This window comes from Bizionia hallyeonensis, assembly GCF_042657385.1.
GTDB lineage: Bacteria > Bacteroidota > Bacteroidia > Flavobacteriales > Flavobacteriaceae > Algorimicrobium > Algorimicrobium hallyeonense.
Genome location: NZ_JBHSLA010000001.1, coordinates 982,826 through 998,557, shown reverse-complemented (window position 1 = coordinate 998,557; position 15,732 = coordinate 982,826). Strand labels below are relative to the sequence as shown.

Here is a 15,732-nt window from a genome sequence, read left to right as displayed (position 1 = left end):
TTTATTATGCTTCGGTTGTATTTCTCACTTTAGTATGGTAAATCACATTTGGTTTTGTGCCTATGTGCTCTAACAAATGATACATACGATTATCTTCTTTAAGTTTTGCAACTTGACTATCTTTATCGTTTATGTCGCCAAAAACCATAGCGCCAGTTCCACAAGCCGCGGAACAAGCTGTTTGGAATTCACCATCTTTAATTTCACGACCATCACGTTTGGCATCTAGAATAGTTTTCTGTGTTTTTTGAATACACATTGAACATTTTTCCATAACACCACGTGAACGAACAGTAACATCTGGATTTAAAACCATACGCCCTAAATCATCATTCATGTGGTAATCAAACTCATCGTTTTGGCTATATAAGAACCAGTTAAAACGACGCACCTTATAAGGACAGTTATTTGCGCAATAACGTGTTCCAACACAACGGTTATAAGCCATGTGGTTTTGTCCTTGACGACCATGTGATGTTGCCGCAACGGGGCAAACCGTTTCACAAGGTGCATGATTACAATGTTGACACATAACTGGTTGAAATGCTACTTGTGGATTAGCTGCAGCCGTTTCCATTTCGTCCAGTGCATTTATAATTGCCAATCCTTTGGTGTCATTCTTTTTCGTGTTATCGCCTTCAAATGTATCTTCTGAAGAATAATATCTATCAATACGCAACCAGTGCATATCACGACTCTTACGAATTTCTTCTTTACCTACAACTGGTACATTGTTTTCAGCATGACAAGCAATAACACATGCGCCACAACCTGTACAAGAGTTTAAGTCGATTGATAAGTTAAAGTGATGCCCAATTGAACGGTCAAACTCATCCCATAAATCTACTTCTGGAGAAGTTACTGGAGTTTCTTGATGATTTAATGAAACCACCGGCATAACATTCCAATACTTCTTATCCTTGGTATTAAATACCTCTAAAGTTGTTTCTTTTATAATATCACCACGACCCATTAATGTATTATGAAGCTGTACAGAAGCAAACTCATGTTCGCCACCTAAAACAGTCATAGATACATTTACTTGCGTTGGATTAAAGTCCATATATAATGGATAGGCATTTACGCCTGTTTGCATTTCTTCTTTTAAACCAGCTCTACGACCATATCCAAAAGATAATCCTATAGAACCTTTTGCTTGTCCGGGTTGAATAATTACCGGAGCGGTTACTGTTACACCATTTACTGATATTTCAACAACGCTACCATTTAATCCACCATCAGCTTCATGCCAGTTCTTAATACCTAAATCTTTAGCATCCGCTTGAGAAACGGTCACATAGTTGTCCCAAGTTGTTCTTGTTATTGGGTCTGGCATTTCTTGTAACCAAGGGTTATTGGCTTGTTGCCCATCACCCATTGATGTTTTAGAGTATAAGGCTAATTCTAATCCATTAGATGTAGACGTTGCGCCCAATTGTCTTGCTGCATCACCACCAGAAACCGCTACAGGCGCAGCAATTCCATTTGTAGTGGTAGTTGTTGTAGATGATACCATAGTTGCATCATCCTCTTTATCTTTTAGACCAATACCTTCGGCAACATCTTCTATAATACCACCAACCCAAGTTTTAGAATCCTTTTCGTTGGTAGAAGTTGTTGTTTCTGTTGTCGTAAGGCCGTCAGCATTTTTTAAAGCCGACCCTGCAACATACACGCCATCATGCAATGCTTGACTAAATGAAGTATTACCTAAAATACTTTCATTCCACGTTTGCTTCACATAATCATGATACGATAAATCGCTACCAATTAGCTTTAGTAAAGCTTCTTGAAACTGACGTGTATCAAATAACGGACGAATGGTGGGTTGCATTAATGCATAATGACCTTTTTTCAACTCAACATCACCCCAAGACTCTAAATAATGTGGTGCTGCTGCTTGATATTCTGTCTCTAATGCAGTTTCGTCTGCTTTCATAGTAAAAGAAACAGATAATTCTGTTTGCTTTAACCCTTCAGAAAAATCTCCTGCATTTGGTAATGTATATAGTGGATTAACGCCACTCATAATGATAGCACCAACTTTACCTGCATTCATATCCGCAACTAAAGTCATGACTGCCTTATCATTTCCTTGTCTTATTTTAATAGGTGTGTTTGGATCAAATGCTTGACTATTTAAATACTCATTGATTGCCAAAACAACGGTTTGCGCATTCACATCCTGAATACCCGTTACAACAACACCTTTACTTCCTGCTTTTTTCAATTGAGAAGCTGCCTTTTGAACAGCGTCTTCAATATGCTGTGGTAATTCGCCTGAAACAGAACCTCCCACTACAGCACTATATAATTTAGCTAAAGCTACTTTTTGCTGGCTTGGTGTTAAAGACACACGCTTATCAGCATTAGCTCCAGTTAAAGACATATTTGATTCAAACTGAATATGACGTGACATTTTTCCATTAGTAGGAACCTTGTTCTTTGCATAACCAGAATCAAATCCGCCACCTTGCCAATCACCTAGAAAATCTGCTCCAAAGGAAACAATTGTCATGGCTTTTGTAAAATCATAATTTGCTAAACCACGTTCTCCATAATTAGCTTCATAAGCATCTAAAGCTGCTGATTCGGATATGGCATCATATTGCACATGACGTACATTTCCAAATTTTGCTTTAAATTCATTTACTAATTTAGAAGTTGACGGACTCGCATAGGTTTGCGTTAATAACACGATAGCTTTTCCAGAACCACTTATACTAGTTAGTTTCTGACCAACTTCCGCATCAAATTCACTCCATGAAATAGGCTCGCCTGCTCTCATTGGACCTTGAATTCGCATACTGTCGTACAATCCTAAAACCGAAGCATTTACTCTAGCATTTGCATGACCATTAGCAGTAGCTAGTGTATTATTTTCAATTTTAATTGGACGACCTTCACGAGTTTTTACTAAAACAGACGCATAGTCATAACCATCCGCAATTGTAGTAGCGTAGTAGTTTGCTACTCCAGGAGTAATTACTTCTGGTTGCACCACATAGGGTATAGACTTAATAACTGGTCCTTCACAAGCCGCTAAAGATGCAGCAGCTGTGCTAAAACCAACATATTTTAAGAAATCACGACGTGTTGTTTTAGAACTTTCTAACGATTCTTTATTTCCTAAAAAATCATCCGTTGGAATCTCTTCAACAAATTCGTTTTGTTTTAGCGTCTCAACAATTGAGCTATTCTCGTTTAGCTCTTCAACACTTTTCCAGTATTTCTTGTTTGATGACATATTATATAATTGAATTACTTCTTATTAATTTATTTAAAGTTTTAAATCCCTATTTTGAGATTTCCACGCTTGTGGAAGCTACTAAATAATTAGTAGTGACACTTACCACATTCCAGACCACCCATTTGTGCAGCTGTTAGTTTATCAACACCATACTTTTTAGATAATTCTTCGTGAATTTTGGTATAGTATGCATTATCTTCTACTTTAACATTTGTATCTCTGTGACAGTTAATACACCAGCCCATAGTTAGCGACGAATGTTGATACATGATTTCCATTTCTTCCACAGGTCCATGACATGTTTGACACTCAATACCGGCAACTGAAACGTGTTGCGAGTGGTTAAAGTAAGCAAAGTCTGGTAAGTTATGAATACGCACCCATTTAACCGGTTGTGTGTCTCCTGTATACTTTTGGTCAGCATCATCCCAACCTACGGCAGCATAAAGCTTTTTAATTTCACCATCATAAAATTCTTTACTGTATTCTGCAGTTGCAGTTTCTGGCGCCACTTCATAAACGGATTTATGACAGTTCATACAAACATTTAATGACGGAATTCCAGATGTTTTACTAACACGTGCTGAAGAGTGACAATACTTACAGTCAATTCCATTATCACCTGCATGAATTTTATGAGAAAAATGGATTGGCTGAACTGGTTGGTAACCTTGATCAACACCTACTTGCATAAAGTAACCAAACACAAAGTAACCACTTGCTAGTAACAAAACAACTACAGAAACCAATACTAGAAATTGATTTTGAATAAAAGCTTTCCAGATTGGCGTGCCTTTAGTTTCTGAAATATCAACACCTTTTGCTTCTGCAAAACGATTTAGTGTTTGTCTTACTAAAATAAGCGCCATTGCTAATAAAGCAAATAACACGGCCAAAGCACCTAAGATAACTTTATTGGACATACTTGCACCATCTGATCCACTGCTCTGACCAGCGTCTGCAATCTGAACACCCGCAGGTGCAGCAGGCGCTTCCTCTGCAGTATAGGCCAAAATATCACTAATATCTTGATCAGATAATTGTGGGTACGCCGTCATGGCTGCACCTCCATATTCATTGAATATTTTATTAGCGTACGGATCTCCAGCTTTAACCATTGCTGAACTATTACGAATCCAACTGCTTAACCACTCTCTGTCAAGACCTTCGGCTTCAGCTAGTCGTTGCTCTACATTTCGTAGGGCTGGACCCGTCATCTTCTTGTCTAATTGATGACAAGCAGCACAGTTGGCATTAAATAAAGATTTACCGTTTACGGGATCACCTTCTTGGGCCGAAAGTGATGTTGAAAATGCTAATAAAATAATTAAACTTAAACGTAAAATGTTCTTGCCTAATTTTCGGTGATTCACCTGTTTCATATTATTGGTTGAATTAACTTCTAAACTTTGGTATGATTTTTTCAATTAACAAAAGAAAAAAAATACAATAATAAAATCTCTCGCAAAAGTAACATTTAAAGTCGATTTTAGAAATGTTACAGAACTGTTAATTGCTAATTTAGAGAAATTCTAAATAATAATTTGAAGTACTTTTAAGTTATAATCTTATACATTTGTATCAAATACTATTGAAAATGAATTTATTGAACCGATATTCCAAACCCTTAATAACAGTAAGCATGATGCTTACCGTTAATTTATTTTATGCCCAACAAGGCACAATTACTATCAATCAGGCACCTGAATTAGATACTTTATTGGCTTTAAAGAAAGAAATGAATGTTTCTGAAACCGATTCTGATCGTTATAAGATTCAAATATACTCCGGTGACCGCTCTGGGGCAAATTCTGCCATGAGTAAATTTGATGCAAAATTTGATAAAATTACTTCTATTTTAGAATATGAAACCCCAAACTATAAGGTCTGGGTTGGAAATTTTAGAAGTCGTTTGGAAGCCGATCGCGCACTTGAAAAAATTAAAAAAGAGTTTAGTGATGCTTTCCGTTTTAAACCCAAGAAAAAGGATAGAAACAAAGGCTAACAGAGCGTTAAGTGTTAAACAAAAAAAAGAGTGCCAATTGGCACTCTTTTTTATGATATATAATAAAATTTATTTCAATTTCTTTTTAACCTCTACTTCATGGTAAGCTTCAATGATATCGCCTTCCTTAAGATCGTTGTAGTTTTTAATTTGCATACCACAATCGTATCCTTTAGCAACCTCTCTTACATCATCTTTAAATCGTTTTAATGAAGCCAATTCACCTGTGTAAACTACCACTCCATCGCGAATTAAACGAATTCCAGAGTTTCTAAAAATCTTACCTGTTAATACCATACAACCTGCAATACTTCCAATTTTAGATACTTTAAAGATTTCTCTAATTTCAGCTGTACCCGTAATTTCTTCTTTAAGCTCTGGAGATAACATACCTTCCATAGCATCTTTAAGATCATTAATGGCATCATAAATAATGGAGTACATGCGGATATCAATCTCTTCCTTATCAGCAATGCTTCTTGCATTACCCATTGGACGCACATTAAACCCTATAATCACTGCATCTGAGGCCGAGGCTAGTAACACATCACTTTCCGTGATAGGTCCAACACCTTTATGTATAATATTGACTTGGATTTCTTCAGTTGATAGTTTCTGGAACGAATCTGTTAAGGCTTCCACAGAACCATCCACATCACCTTTAAGGATAATATTTAGTTCTTGGAAATCTCCTAAAGCAATTCGACGTCCAATTTCATCTAATGTAATATGACGTTGTGTACGAACCGATTGTTCACGTTGTAATTGTGTACGTTTGGTAGCAATTTGTTTCGCTTCACGTTCGTCTTCAAAAACATTAAATTTATCACCTGCTTGAGGTGCGCCATCTAATCCTAAAATAGATACTGGCGTTGATGGACCAGCTTCTTTTACTTCATGACCGCGTTCATCTTGCATGGCTTTTATCTTACCACTATTTTTACCAGCCAATACATAGTCACCAATTTTTAAGGTTCCTGCTTGAACTAAAATAGTGGATACATAACCACGACCTTTATCAAGGAATGCCTCGACAACGGTTCCAACTGCACGTTTATTAGGATTTGCTTTCAACTCTAATAGTTCAGCTTCCAACAACACTTTTTCTAGTAATTCTTTAACACCAAGCCCTGTTTTAGCCGAAATATCTTGAGATTGAATTTTCCCTCCCCAATCTTCTACTAACAAGTTCATTTGTGCTAATCCTTCTTTTACTTTTTCTGGGTTTGCACTTGGTTTGTCTACTTTATTAATTGCAAATACAATTGGGACACCTGCTGCCTGCGCATGAGAAATTGCTTCCTTTGTCTGTGGCATAATAGCATCATCCGCAGCAATAACAATAATAGCAATATCCGTTACTTGAGCTCCACGAGCACGCATGGCTGTAAAGGCCTCGTGACCTGGCGTATCTAAAAATGCAATTTTCTGACCACTTTCTAACTGAACACCATAGGCTCCAATATGTTGCGTAATACCTCCAGACTCACCCGCTATAACATTTTCTTGACGAATATTATCTAATAGGGATGTTTTACCGTGATCTACGTGACCCATAACCGTAACTATTGGTGCACGTTCTATTAAATCTTCTGGCTTATCTTCTACAACTTCAATAGACTCCTCAATACCAGCAGTAATAAATTCTACCTCATAACCAAATTCATCAGCTACAATAGCTAAAGTTTCAGCATCTAAACGTTGGTTCATGGTAACCATCATACCTAAAGACATACATGCCGAGATAATTTGTGTTACTTGAACATCCATCATGGTAGCTACTTCACTAGCTGTAACGAACTCTGTTACTTTCAGAATTTTACTATCTGCTTGTTCTGCTTGTAAATCTTTTTCGGTTTGTTCACGATGCTGATCTCGCTTATCACGACGGTATTTAGCACCTTTACCTTTGCTTGATTTACCTTGAAGCTTCTCTAGTGTTTCACGTACTTGTTTTTGTACTTCTTCCTCACTAGGTTCTTCTTTAACTATATTGCGACGTCCTTTTCCAGCAGCTGATTTACCTTTAAATCGGTCGTTACCACCTGTTCTTGGTGTACCAGAACCTGTAGAACTTGGTCCTCCAGCTTTACTAATTCGGCGACGTTTCTTTTTAGGATCTGACGTTTTATTATCCGTCTTTTTCTTGGGCTTTTTAAATTGTGATAAATCTATTTTTTCACCAGCAATTTTCGGCCCAGATAGTTTTTGATACTGTGTTTTTAAGCGCTCATCTATAGGTGCATCAGAATCAGTAGTCACTTCCGTTTTTGGAGTGTCTACTTTTGGCGTGTCCGCTTTAGAATCATCCTTTTTAGGTGTTTCAGCTTTTGGCGACTCTGCTTTTGGCGACTCTGCTTTTGGTTTATCAGCAGGTTTAGAAGATGGCGTGTCTTCTTTCTTTGCTTTAACCTCTGGTTTCTTCGCGTCTTCAGTTTTAGGTTTTTCTTCAGATTTTGGAGCCTCTTTAGCTTTAACCTCTGGAGTGGCAACAGGTCCGTCTTCTTTTGGTTTAGTCGCTTTTTTCTTATCAGCATCTAAATCGATTTTACCAACTTGTTTTGGGCCTGAAAGTGTAGATTTCGCTTTTACTACTTCCGCTTCTTTAGCTTTAGCTAGTGCTTCACGTTCTGCTTTCTCCTTTTCCTTAACCTCAATTTCTTGTTCACGCTGAATCCTTAATGCCTCTTTTTCCTTCTGCTTGGCTTCACTAACTTCTTGAGATGCCATTTTTTTATTAGCATCGGTTTGAAATTCATTGGAAAGCACATCAAAAGTTTCTTGAGAAATTTTTGTTGTCGGACGTTTCTCTATTTCAATGCCTTTAGAATCTAAAAATTCTACAGCACGATCTAAAGAAATGTTTAGCTCACGTAATACTTTATTTAATCTAATTGTTTCAGCCATAAATCGCCTTTAATATAACCTAATATATGTTAATCTTCGAATTCTTCTTTAAGAATTCTAATTATTTCAATAATTGTTTCTTCTTCTAAATCGGTTCTCTTAACCAAGTCCTGAACATCTTGTTCTAGTATACTCTTAGCTGTATCTAAACCAACTTTACTAAATTCTTTAATAATCCAAGGTTCAATTTCATCGCGGAATTCTGATAATTCCACATCTTCCTCAGCTCCCTCTCTAAATACATCAATCTCGTAGCCCGTTAATTGGCCTGCTAAACGGATGTTATGACCACCACGTCCAATGGCTTTACTAACCTCTTCTGGTTTTAATATAGCTTCGGCACGTTTATTTTCTTCATCAATTTTGATGGATGTTACACGTGCTGGACTTAATGCTCTTGTAATATATAATTGCAAGTTGCTTGTGTAATTAATAACGTCAATATTTTCGTTTCCTAATTCGCGAACAATTCCGTGAATTCTAGAACCTTTCATACCTACACAAGCTCCAACTGGATCTATTCTATCATCATAAGAGTCCACCGCTACTTTGGCTTTCTCTCCTGGAATACGCACCACATTTTTAATTGTAATTAAACCATCAAAAACTTCTGGTATTTCCTGCTCAAACAACTTCTCTAAAAATACAGGCGCTGTTCTAGACATAATAATAGCTGGCTTATTACCTTTAAGCTCAACACTTTCTATAATACCACGAACGTTATCTCCTTTTCTAAAGAAATCTGAAGGAATTTGTTTTTCTTTTGGAAGAATAATTTCATTCCCATCATCATCTAACAAAATTACAGCTCTGTGACGAATATGATGCACTTCTGCTGTATAAATTTCACCAACTAAATCTTTAAATTGCTTATAGATATTCGTGTTATCGTGTTCGTGTATTTTAGAAATTAAGTTTTGTCTTAATGCTAATATTGAACGACGTCCTAAATCAATTAGTTTTACTTCTTCTGATACGTCTTCACCTACTTCAAAATCTGGCTCAATTTTTCGAGCTTCCGATAATGAAATTTCTTGATTTGGCTCTTCTACTTCACCATCTGCAACAACTATACGATTTCTCCATATTTCTAAATCGCCTTTATCTGGATTAATAATAATATCAAAATTATCATCATCACCAAACTTCTTCTTAAGGGCGTTTCTAAAAACGTCTTCTAAAATCGCCATTAACGTTACACGATCGATTAATTTATCGTCTTTAAACTCCGAAAATGAGTCAATTAACGCAAGATTCTCCATATCTCTCTTTGAATTAAAATTTTATCATAACTTTTGCTTCTACAATATCTTGATAGGCTATTTCTGCCTCTTTTTGTACTGTTACTTTTCCTTTACCTACAGGTTTCGGCTCTCTTGCCTTCCACGCTAAAGTAATGTGTGTATCGGTTGCTTTTGTAAGCTGGCCGGTTACTTCTTCTTCTTTTGTTCTAATTTCTAAATCTCTACCAATGTTTTTCTTGTATTGTCTGGTATGAACTAAAGGCGCTGTTGCACCTCCTGAAGCTACTTCTAATGAAAAATCATGTTCTTCTCGATCAATATTATGCTCAATAGCACGACTAATAAACACGCAATCATCAACGGTTACACCATGATCGCCATCTATAATAATTGAAATGGAATTGTCTTCGCCCATGGTAAAATCGATTAGAAATAAATCTTCTCGCTCCTCAAGGGCATCATTCAATAAGGTTTCTACAGTTTTTCTTAACATATTTGATACAAAAAATTGGTATAAAAAGAGGGGACTTCAGGTCCCCTCATTTATTCTTTTTCTTACAACGCTGCAAATATACAATAATTTTATTGAATTCCATAATTAATGAAATATCAATTTTTATTCTTAAATTAGTGATTGAAACCAACAGATAAAAAAACCATCCTATGAAAAAAATTCTTGTTCCTACCGATTTTTCAAAAGAAGCAGAACAGGCTTTAAAAGTCGCCGCTCAATTAGCAAAAAAACATGATAGTGAAATTTATTTACTCCACATGTTGGAGCTTCCATTAGATCAGGTGGATGCTTTAAGCCAATATAGTGAGTTACCCGAAGCCATGTTTTTTATGAAATTAGCGCATCAAAAATTTGAAAAAACGATGTCTCAAGATTACTTAAATGATATAGTTATTCACGAAACAGTAGATTTTAATCAAACATTTACAGGCATTACAAACACCTGTAAGGAACATGGAATTGACTTAATTGTTATGGGTTCTCATGGTGCCAATGGTTTTAAAGAAATGTTTATTGGTTCCAACACTGAGAAAGTGGTGAGAACTGCCGAATCACCTGTTCTCGTGATTAAAAACGAGCATGACAATTTTGAAATAAACGATTTTGTTTTTGCTTCAGATTTTAAAAATGATAATAAAGGAACATACAAACAAGCTATTAAATTAGCGGAAGCTTTAGACGCAAAAATTCATTTACTATTTGTAAATACCGCTAACAACTTTGTAACGACAGATGTCGCTAAAGGCAGAATATTAGATTTTATATCGGGTAATGACTTTGAAAATTACACCATTTCCATATATAATGATGACAGCGTTGAAAAAGGAATCTTAAACTTCTCGCACGTTGTGGGAGCCGATTTAATAGGTATTAGTACACACGGCAGACAAGGTATTGCTCATTTCTTCAATGGCAGTATTAGCGAAGACTTAGTAAACCACGCCAAACGACCAGTGGTTACTTTTAAAATATAATGACCAAAATGTTATATAAACATAAAAGCCTCCGAATTAATCGGAGGCTTTTTGTTTAAATTATGATTGTACAGTCAGCAAAGCGTATGATTAGTTTCTATTAAAAAAAAAGAAGCGCATTAATCATTACCGACTAAAATCAAAAAATCCTAACCATAAAAATGATTAGGATTCTCTTTAACTAGTTGGCCCACTAGGTCTCGAACCTAGACTCTTTGGTACCAAAAACCAACGTGTTACCAGTTACACCATAGGCCAATCTCGTATTGAGGATGCAAATTTAAAACAATTATTTATTTGCGCAAGCATTTTTTGAATAAAAAATTATCTAAATACTTAACGTTTCCTTAAAAGCATGTCAAATTTGATATTTATTGTTAAATTCGCCTCATCTAAAAATTGCAATTACATGACACATATTAGCTTTAAAAAGTGGAATACTATTTTAGGATGGTTCGCTTTTTTAGTCGCATTCATCACATTCGGACTAACAGTTGAGCCAACTGTAAGCTTTTGGGATGCAGGTGAATACATCCTAACATCAGCCAAATTACAAGTTGGCCATCCACCTGGAGCACCACTGTTTCAAATGTTTGGTGCCTTCTTTTCTATGTTTGCTTTGGAGCCTTCGCAAGTTGGTTTTATGCTAAATATGATGAGTGCGGTAGCAAGTGCATTTACTATTTTATTCATGTTTTTTACCATCACACTTTTATTAAGAAAGTTAGTTGGCGAAGCAGAGACACTTAACAAAACTCAAAAAATTGCAATTTTAGGGAGTGCCTTAGTAGGAAGTTTAGCGTTTACATTTACCGATTCGTTTTGGTTTAATGCCGTTGAAACGGAAGTTTACGCCATGGCCACTTTAATTATGTCTGTTTTATTCTGGCTTGGCCTTCGTTGGGAACGTGATATGGACAACCCTAGAGGAAACCGTTGGCTCATTCTAATAGCTTTTATTATTGGACTGTCCTTTGGTGTTCACTTTATGGGATTATTAACCATTCCTGCTATTGGATTAATTTATTATTTCAAAAATTATAAAACGGTTACTATAAAAAACTTCATTATTGCCAATGTAGTATCTATAGCTATTCTACTTTTTATCTTTAAATTATTAGCACCTAATATTCTACGTATTTTTAGTGCAACTGAAATTTTCTTCGTCAATTCCTTCGGATTACCATTTCACTCGGGAACTATCTTTGCTAGTATTGCATTGATTGCATTAGTTTATTTCGGATTAAAATATACACATAACAAAAATTACAAACATCTTAATACCGGTTTACTTTGTATTACCTTTGTTATAATAGGTTTTTCGTCATGGCTTATGCTACCTATTCGTGCCAATGCCGATGTGGTAATTAATGAAAACGACCCTAGTGATGCACGCGAACTTCTGGCTTATTATAATTTAGAACAATATCCCGAAACCCATTTGTTTTATGGACCACAATTTACCGATCAGTATTCTGGTTTAGACGAAAACGAACCGTATATTGATGACAAGCCAAACTACGAAAAAGACTTAAAAACTGGAAAGTACGTTATTATAAACGACTGGGAAAAAGCTCGCCAGAATTATAATTCGGAACACGCCTCCATTCTACCACGTATGTGGAGTGGCGAAAATGCTGAAAATTATATGATTTTTACTGGGTATTTGGATTTCAAACTGAAACCTGAATACCAAATGGATAACGAGCTTCGCGCTGCCGTTAACAACTTCAAAAATGAAATTGCCAACGGCATGGTAGATTATGAGGATTACCACAAATTTTTGAGTCAAAATAGTCAGATTATTGATGTAGAAAAACCGTCATTAGGAAGCAATGTTGCCTATATGCTAGAATACCAATTAGGCTATATGTATTGGCGTTATTTTATGTGGAATTTTGTAGGTCGCCAAAATGATGTTCAAGGTAAACTTGATGATTTTAATGGCAACTGGTTAAGTGGCATTGGTTTTATTGACGAATGGCATTTAGGACTACCACAAACCGATTTACCTAGCGATGTAAAAAACAACAAAGCGCGAAACACCTATTTCTTCTTACCTTTTATACTTGGCCTCATAGGTTTATTCTTTCTTTACAATAAAGACAAAAAACTATTCTGGGTGATGTTGGTTTTCTTCCTATTTACAGGATTAGCCATTCAAGTGTATACCAATGTGAGACCGTTTGAACCACGAGAACGAGATTATTCTTTAGTTGGCTCCTTTTACGTGTTTGCGCTGTGGATAGGTTTTGGTGTTTATGCTATAGTAGATATGCTTAAAACCAAAATCAAATCGAAAGCCTTAGCGCCAGCTGTTACCATTTTATGTCTAATTCTTGTTCCAGGAATTTTAGCGGCTAATAACTGGGATGATCATGACCGTTCTGATAAATATACAGCGCGTGCCATGGCAAAAATGTATCTGGATTCTTGTGAAGAGAACGGTATTTTATTCTCCATTGGAGACAATGACACCTTTGCCCTCTGGTATGCCCAAGAAATTGAAGGCTACAGAACCGATGTTCGTGTTGTAAACACCAGTTTATTCCAAACGGATTGGTATATAGACCAAATGAAACGTAAAGCGTATGATAGCGACCCTATTCCTTCAACATTAACACATGAACAATACCGTTCGGGTACGCGCGACTATGTTCCTAAACAAATTGAATATAGAGATGCACAAGGAAGACTGCAACCCGTTATGAACAAGAATACCTTGCTTATTAAGGACTTTATGGATTTTGTTAGCAGTGATAATCCGAAAACAAAAATGAGTTACATTTTACAAATGCGAGGCGAGGATCCAAGTTATTATCCGATTCAATATCAGAAGTCGAATTATTTTCCAGTTGAAAATATTCGCGTGCCAGTAAACAAAGAAAATGTCTTGAAATACGGCATCGTTAAAGAGAAGGATGCCGATAAAATTGAAGACTATGTGAATATCAGAATTACCGATGGTGCCATTTATAAAAATCGTTTGTTAATGTTGGATATCATTGCTACCAACGACTGGAAACGTCCTATTTATTTTACAGGTGGTGCTTTTGGAAACGACGATTACATCTGGATGAAAGATTACTTACAATTAGATGGCATGGTTTATAAATTAGTTCCAATAAAAACACCAGTTAACAGAGCCAATCCTTTTGATATGGGTCGCGTTGACAGTGATTTTATGTATAACAAGGTTAAAAACTGGGATTGGGGAAATAGCGGAAGTCCCGATATTTATCACGATGTGGAAACACGTAAAAACTCCATTACCTATCGCGGAAATCTTGCCCGTTTAATTGAACAATTAATTAATGAAGATCAACCAGAAAAAGCCGAAGAGATTGCTGACATTGCTATGGATAATATGCCAGTAGATTACTTTGGTTATTATACCTTGTTAGAACCCTATATTAGTGCTTATTATGAGATTGATTCTCAAGAGAAGGCACGTAAGCTCTTTATGGATGTCGCTGAAAAATATCAAGAAAACTTGACCTATTATAGCAAGCTTGATGAAGAGCAGCAACGCTATGTGTTCGAGAAAATTTATACCGATATTGAACGCTATAAGAGTATTGTGGATGTTGTGATTACCTATGATAAAGAATTTGCTAAAACCGAAACCAAGACGTTTTCAAATTTCTTAAATCTATTTAGTCACTTTTATGGTGGTGATGACGTTCCTGATGTTGAACCCGAAATAGAAGAACGACCAGAACCAATAGATGTTGACATGCTGCAATCAGATACTATAAGTATTGCACCAGAAGAATAAACTATATGGGAATTGTTCCTGTTAAAACACCAAAGATTATAAAAAAAATACTCCCAGACTATGTTTGGGAGTTTTCTACTTCTGAAAAGGTGTTATACCTGACGTTTGATGATGGCCCAACACCAGAAATTACCCAATGTACACTAGATACTTTAAAGCAATATCAAGCAGAAGCAACATTTTTCTGTATTGGCAATAACATTCAGAAACATCCCGAAATTTTTCATAATATTCTGAATGAAGGTCATCGCGTTGGGAACCATTCGAATACGCATTTAAAAGGTTGGCGCACTACGGTAGAAAATTATATTTCGGATATCCGTGAAGCACAAACAATTATCAATTTTGAATTGGAAAAATCTGAAGTTGCTATGCAAGACGCTCATCCATCATGCTTATTTAGACCGCCTTATGGACAAATAAAACCAAGTCAAGGGAAAGCCTTGAAAGCATTAGGGTATACGGTTGTTACATGGAGTATTTTGTCTTTTGACTGGGAAAAAGAAACAGCTCCAGAAACCTGTTATAATAATGTTGTTAATGAAGCAAAGCCAGGAAGTATTATTGTATTCCATGATAGTGTGAAAGCTTCTAAAAACCTTATGCATGCACTACCTAAAGTACTTGCCTACTTTTCAGAAAAAGGATATAGCTTTAAAAGGCTACCTATTTAAATATATTCTTGAATAATGCCTATAAGCGTGTTGGCATCTTGTTCTCCACTATGGCGCCATTTCATTTCACCATTTTTGTAGATAATTAATGTTGGCAAGCCTTTAACGCGAAGCGCTTCGGCTAATTCCTTATTTTTATCAACATCAATTTTAATAACTTTGGCTTTATCACCAAGTGCAGCAGCAACATCTCGCAATACTGCATGCATAGCTGTTGATTGGTCGTTCCATTCCGTAAAAAAATCTAATAAAACAGGAATATTAACATCTATAAGTTCCCCAAATTTTGACATACAATATCAGTTTAAGCCAAATGTGCTATAACAAACCTACGTAATTTTTTTTATTTTGACTAACAATCAATAAAGCTAGATGCCCAAATACAT

Annotated in this window: 10 protein-coding genes and 1 tRNA gene; 4 read left to right on the top strand and 7 right to left on the bottom strand. The window is 36.0% G+C overall.

The window, feature by feature from the left end; all coding sequences use genetic code 11:
- Positions 1 to 4 precede the first annotated feature (4 nt).
- Both ACFPH8_RS04510 and ACFPH8_RS04505 read right to left on the bottom strand, forming a co-directional pair.
- On the bottom strand, positions 5 to 3,247 hold the full coding sequence (locus ACFPH8_RS04510) for a TAT-variant-translocated molybdopterin oxidoreductase (RefSeq protein WP_376858818.1): 3,243 nt from the start codon (positions 3,245 to 3,247) through the stop codon (positions 5 to 7).
- A gap of 89 nt (positions 3,248 to 3,336) precedes the next feature.
- Entirely contained in the window at positions 3,337 to 4,632 is a 1,296-nt protein-coding gene (locus ACFPH8_RS04505; RefSeq protein ID WP_248400693.1) for a c-type cytochrome, read from the bottom strand.
- A 215-nt stretch (positions 4,633 to 4,847) separates the two neighbouring features.
- Between ACFPH8_RS04505 and ACFPH8_RS04500 the strand changes: the two genes are divergently transcribed.
- Positions 4,848 to 5,255 carry an SPOR domain-containing protein gene (locus ACFPH8_RS04500; protein ID WP_376858815.1) on the top strand — a complete coding sequence of 136 codons (408 nt, stop codon included), beginning with the start codon at positions 4,848 to 4,850 and terminating at the stop codon, positions 5,253 to 5,255.
- Between the two features lie 69 nt (positions 5,256 to 5,324).
- Here the strand turns inward: ACFPH8_RS04500 and infB are convergent, their stop codons facing one another.
- The 3 genes from infB to rimP are packed head-to-tail and all read right to left on the bottom strand — an operon-like array spanning position 5,325 to position 9,899.
- Positions 5,325 to 8,162, bottom strand: coding sequence for a translation initiation factor IF-2 (infB, locus tag ACFPH8_RS04495; protein WP_376858813.1), 2,838 nt, complete (start codon positions 8,160 to 8,162; stop codon positions 5,325 to 5,327).
- 29 nt (positions 8,163 to 8,191) lie between these two features.
- Entirely contained in the window at positions 8,192 to 9,424 is a 1,233-nt protein-coding gene (gene nusA / locus ACFPH8_RS04490; RefSeq protein ID WP_066249059.1) for a transcription termination factor NusA, read from the bottom strand.
- Between the two features lie 13 nt (positions 9,425 to 9,437).
- Positions 9,438 to 9,899, bottom strand: a complete 462-nt coding sequence (rimP, locus tag ACFPH8_RS04485) for a ribosome assembly cofactor RimP (protein ID WP_248397589.1) — start codon at positions 9,897 to 9,899, stop codon at positions 9,438 to 9,440.
- 170 nt (positions 9,900 to 10,069) lie between these two features.
- On the opposite strand from rimP, the gene ACFPH8_RS04480 reads away from it, so the two are divergent.
- Complete coding sequence (locus ACFPH8_RS04480) at positions 10,070 to 10,894, top strand: universal stress protein (RefSeq protein ID WP_376858810.1); 825 nt, start codon at positions 10,070 to 10,072, stop codon at positions 10,892 to 10,894.
- Between the two features lie 185 nt (positions 10,895 to 11,079).
- Here the strand turns inward: ACFPH8_RS04480 and ACFPH8_RS04475 are convergent.
- A tRNA-Gln gene (locus ACFPH8_RS04475) sits at positions 11,080 to 11,152 on the bottom strand.
- A 151-nt stretch (positions 11,153 to 11,303) separates the two neighbouring features.
- Here ACFPH8_RS04475 and ACFPH8_RS04470 point away from each other — a divergent pair.
- A complete protein-coding gene (locus tag ACFPH8_RS04470) occupies positions 11,304 to 14,672 on the top strand; it encodes a protein O-mannosyl-transferase family (RefSeq protein WP_376858808.1) in 3,369 nt (1,122 codons plus the stop codon).
- Between the two features lie 5 nt (positions 14,673 to 14,677).
- On the top strand, positions 14,678 to 15,346 hold the full coding sequence (locus tag ACFPH8_RS04465) for a polysaccharide deacetylase family protein (protein ID WP_376858806.1): 669 nt from the start codon (positions 14,678 to 14,680) through the stop codon (positions 15,344 to 15,346).
- Here ACFPH8_RS04465 and ACFPH8_RS04460 read toward each other — a convergent pair.
- Positions 15,343 to 15,639 (bottom strand): thioredoxin family protein, encoded by a 297-nt coding sequence (locus tag ACFPH8_RS04460; RefSeq protein ID WP_066249039.1) that lies wholly within the window; start codon positions 15,637 to 15,639, stop codon positions 15,343 to 15,345. The two genes, ACFPH8_RS04465 and ACFPH8_RS04460, sit on opposite strands and share 4 nt — an antisense overlap.
- Positions 15,640 to 15,732: the final 93 nt, after the last annotated feature.

Coding starts and splice junctions, on each gene's coding strand:
- ACFPH8_RS04510 (WP_376858818.1), bottom strand. CDS start 3,247: ATGTCATCAAACAAGAAATACTGGAAAAGTGTTGAAGAGCTAAACGAG.
- ACFPH8_RS04505 (WP_248400693.1), bottom strand. CDS start 4,632: ATGAAACAGGTGAATCACCGAAAATTAGGCAAGAACATTTTACGTTTA.
- ACFPH8_RS04500 (WP_376858815.1), top strand. CDS start 4,848: ATGAATTTATTGAACCGATATTCCAAACCCTTAATAACAGTAAGCATG.
- infB (WP_376858813.1), bottom strand. CDS start 8,162: ATGGCTGAAACAATTAGATTAAATAAAGTATTACGTGAGCTAAACATT.
- nusA (WP_066249059.1), bottom strand. CDS start 9,424: ATGGAGAATCTTGCGTTAATTGACTCATTTTCGGAGTTTAAAGACGAT.
- rimP (WP_248397589.1), bottom strand. CDS start 9,899: ATGTTAAGAAAAACTGTAGAAACCTTATTGAATGATGCCCTTGAGGAG.
- ACFPH8_RS04480 (WP_376858810.1), top strand. CDS start 10,070: ATGAAAAAAATTCTTGTTCCTACCGATTTTTCAAAAGAAGCAGAACAG.
- ACFPH8_RS04470 (WP_376858808.1), top strand. CDS start 11,304: ATGACACATATTAGCTTTAAAAAGTGGAATACTATTTTAGGATGGTTC.
- ACFPH8_RS04465 (WP_376858806.1), top strand. CDS start 14,678: ATGGGAATTGTTCCTGTTAAAACACCAAAGATTATAAAAAAAATACTC.
- ACFPH8_RS04460 (WP_066249039.1), bottom strand. CDS start 15,639: ATGTCAAAATTTGGGGAACTTATAGATGTTAATATTCCTGTTTTATTA.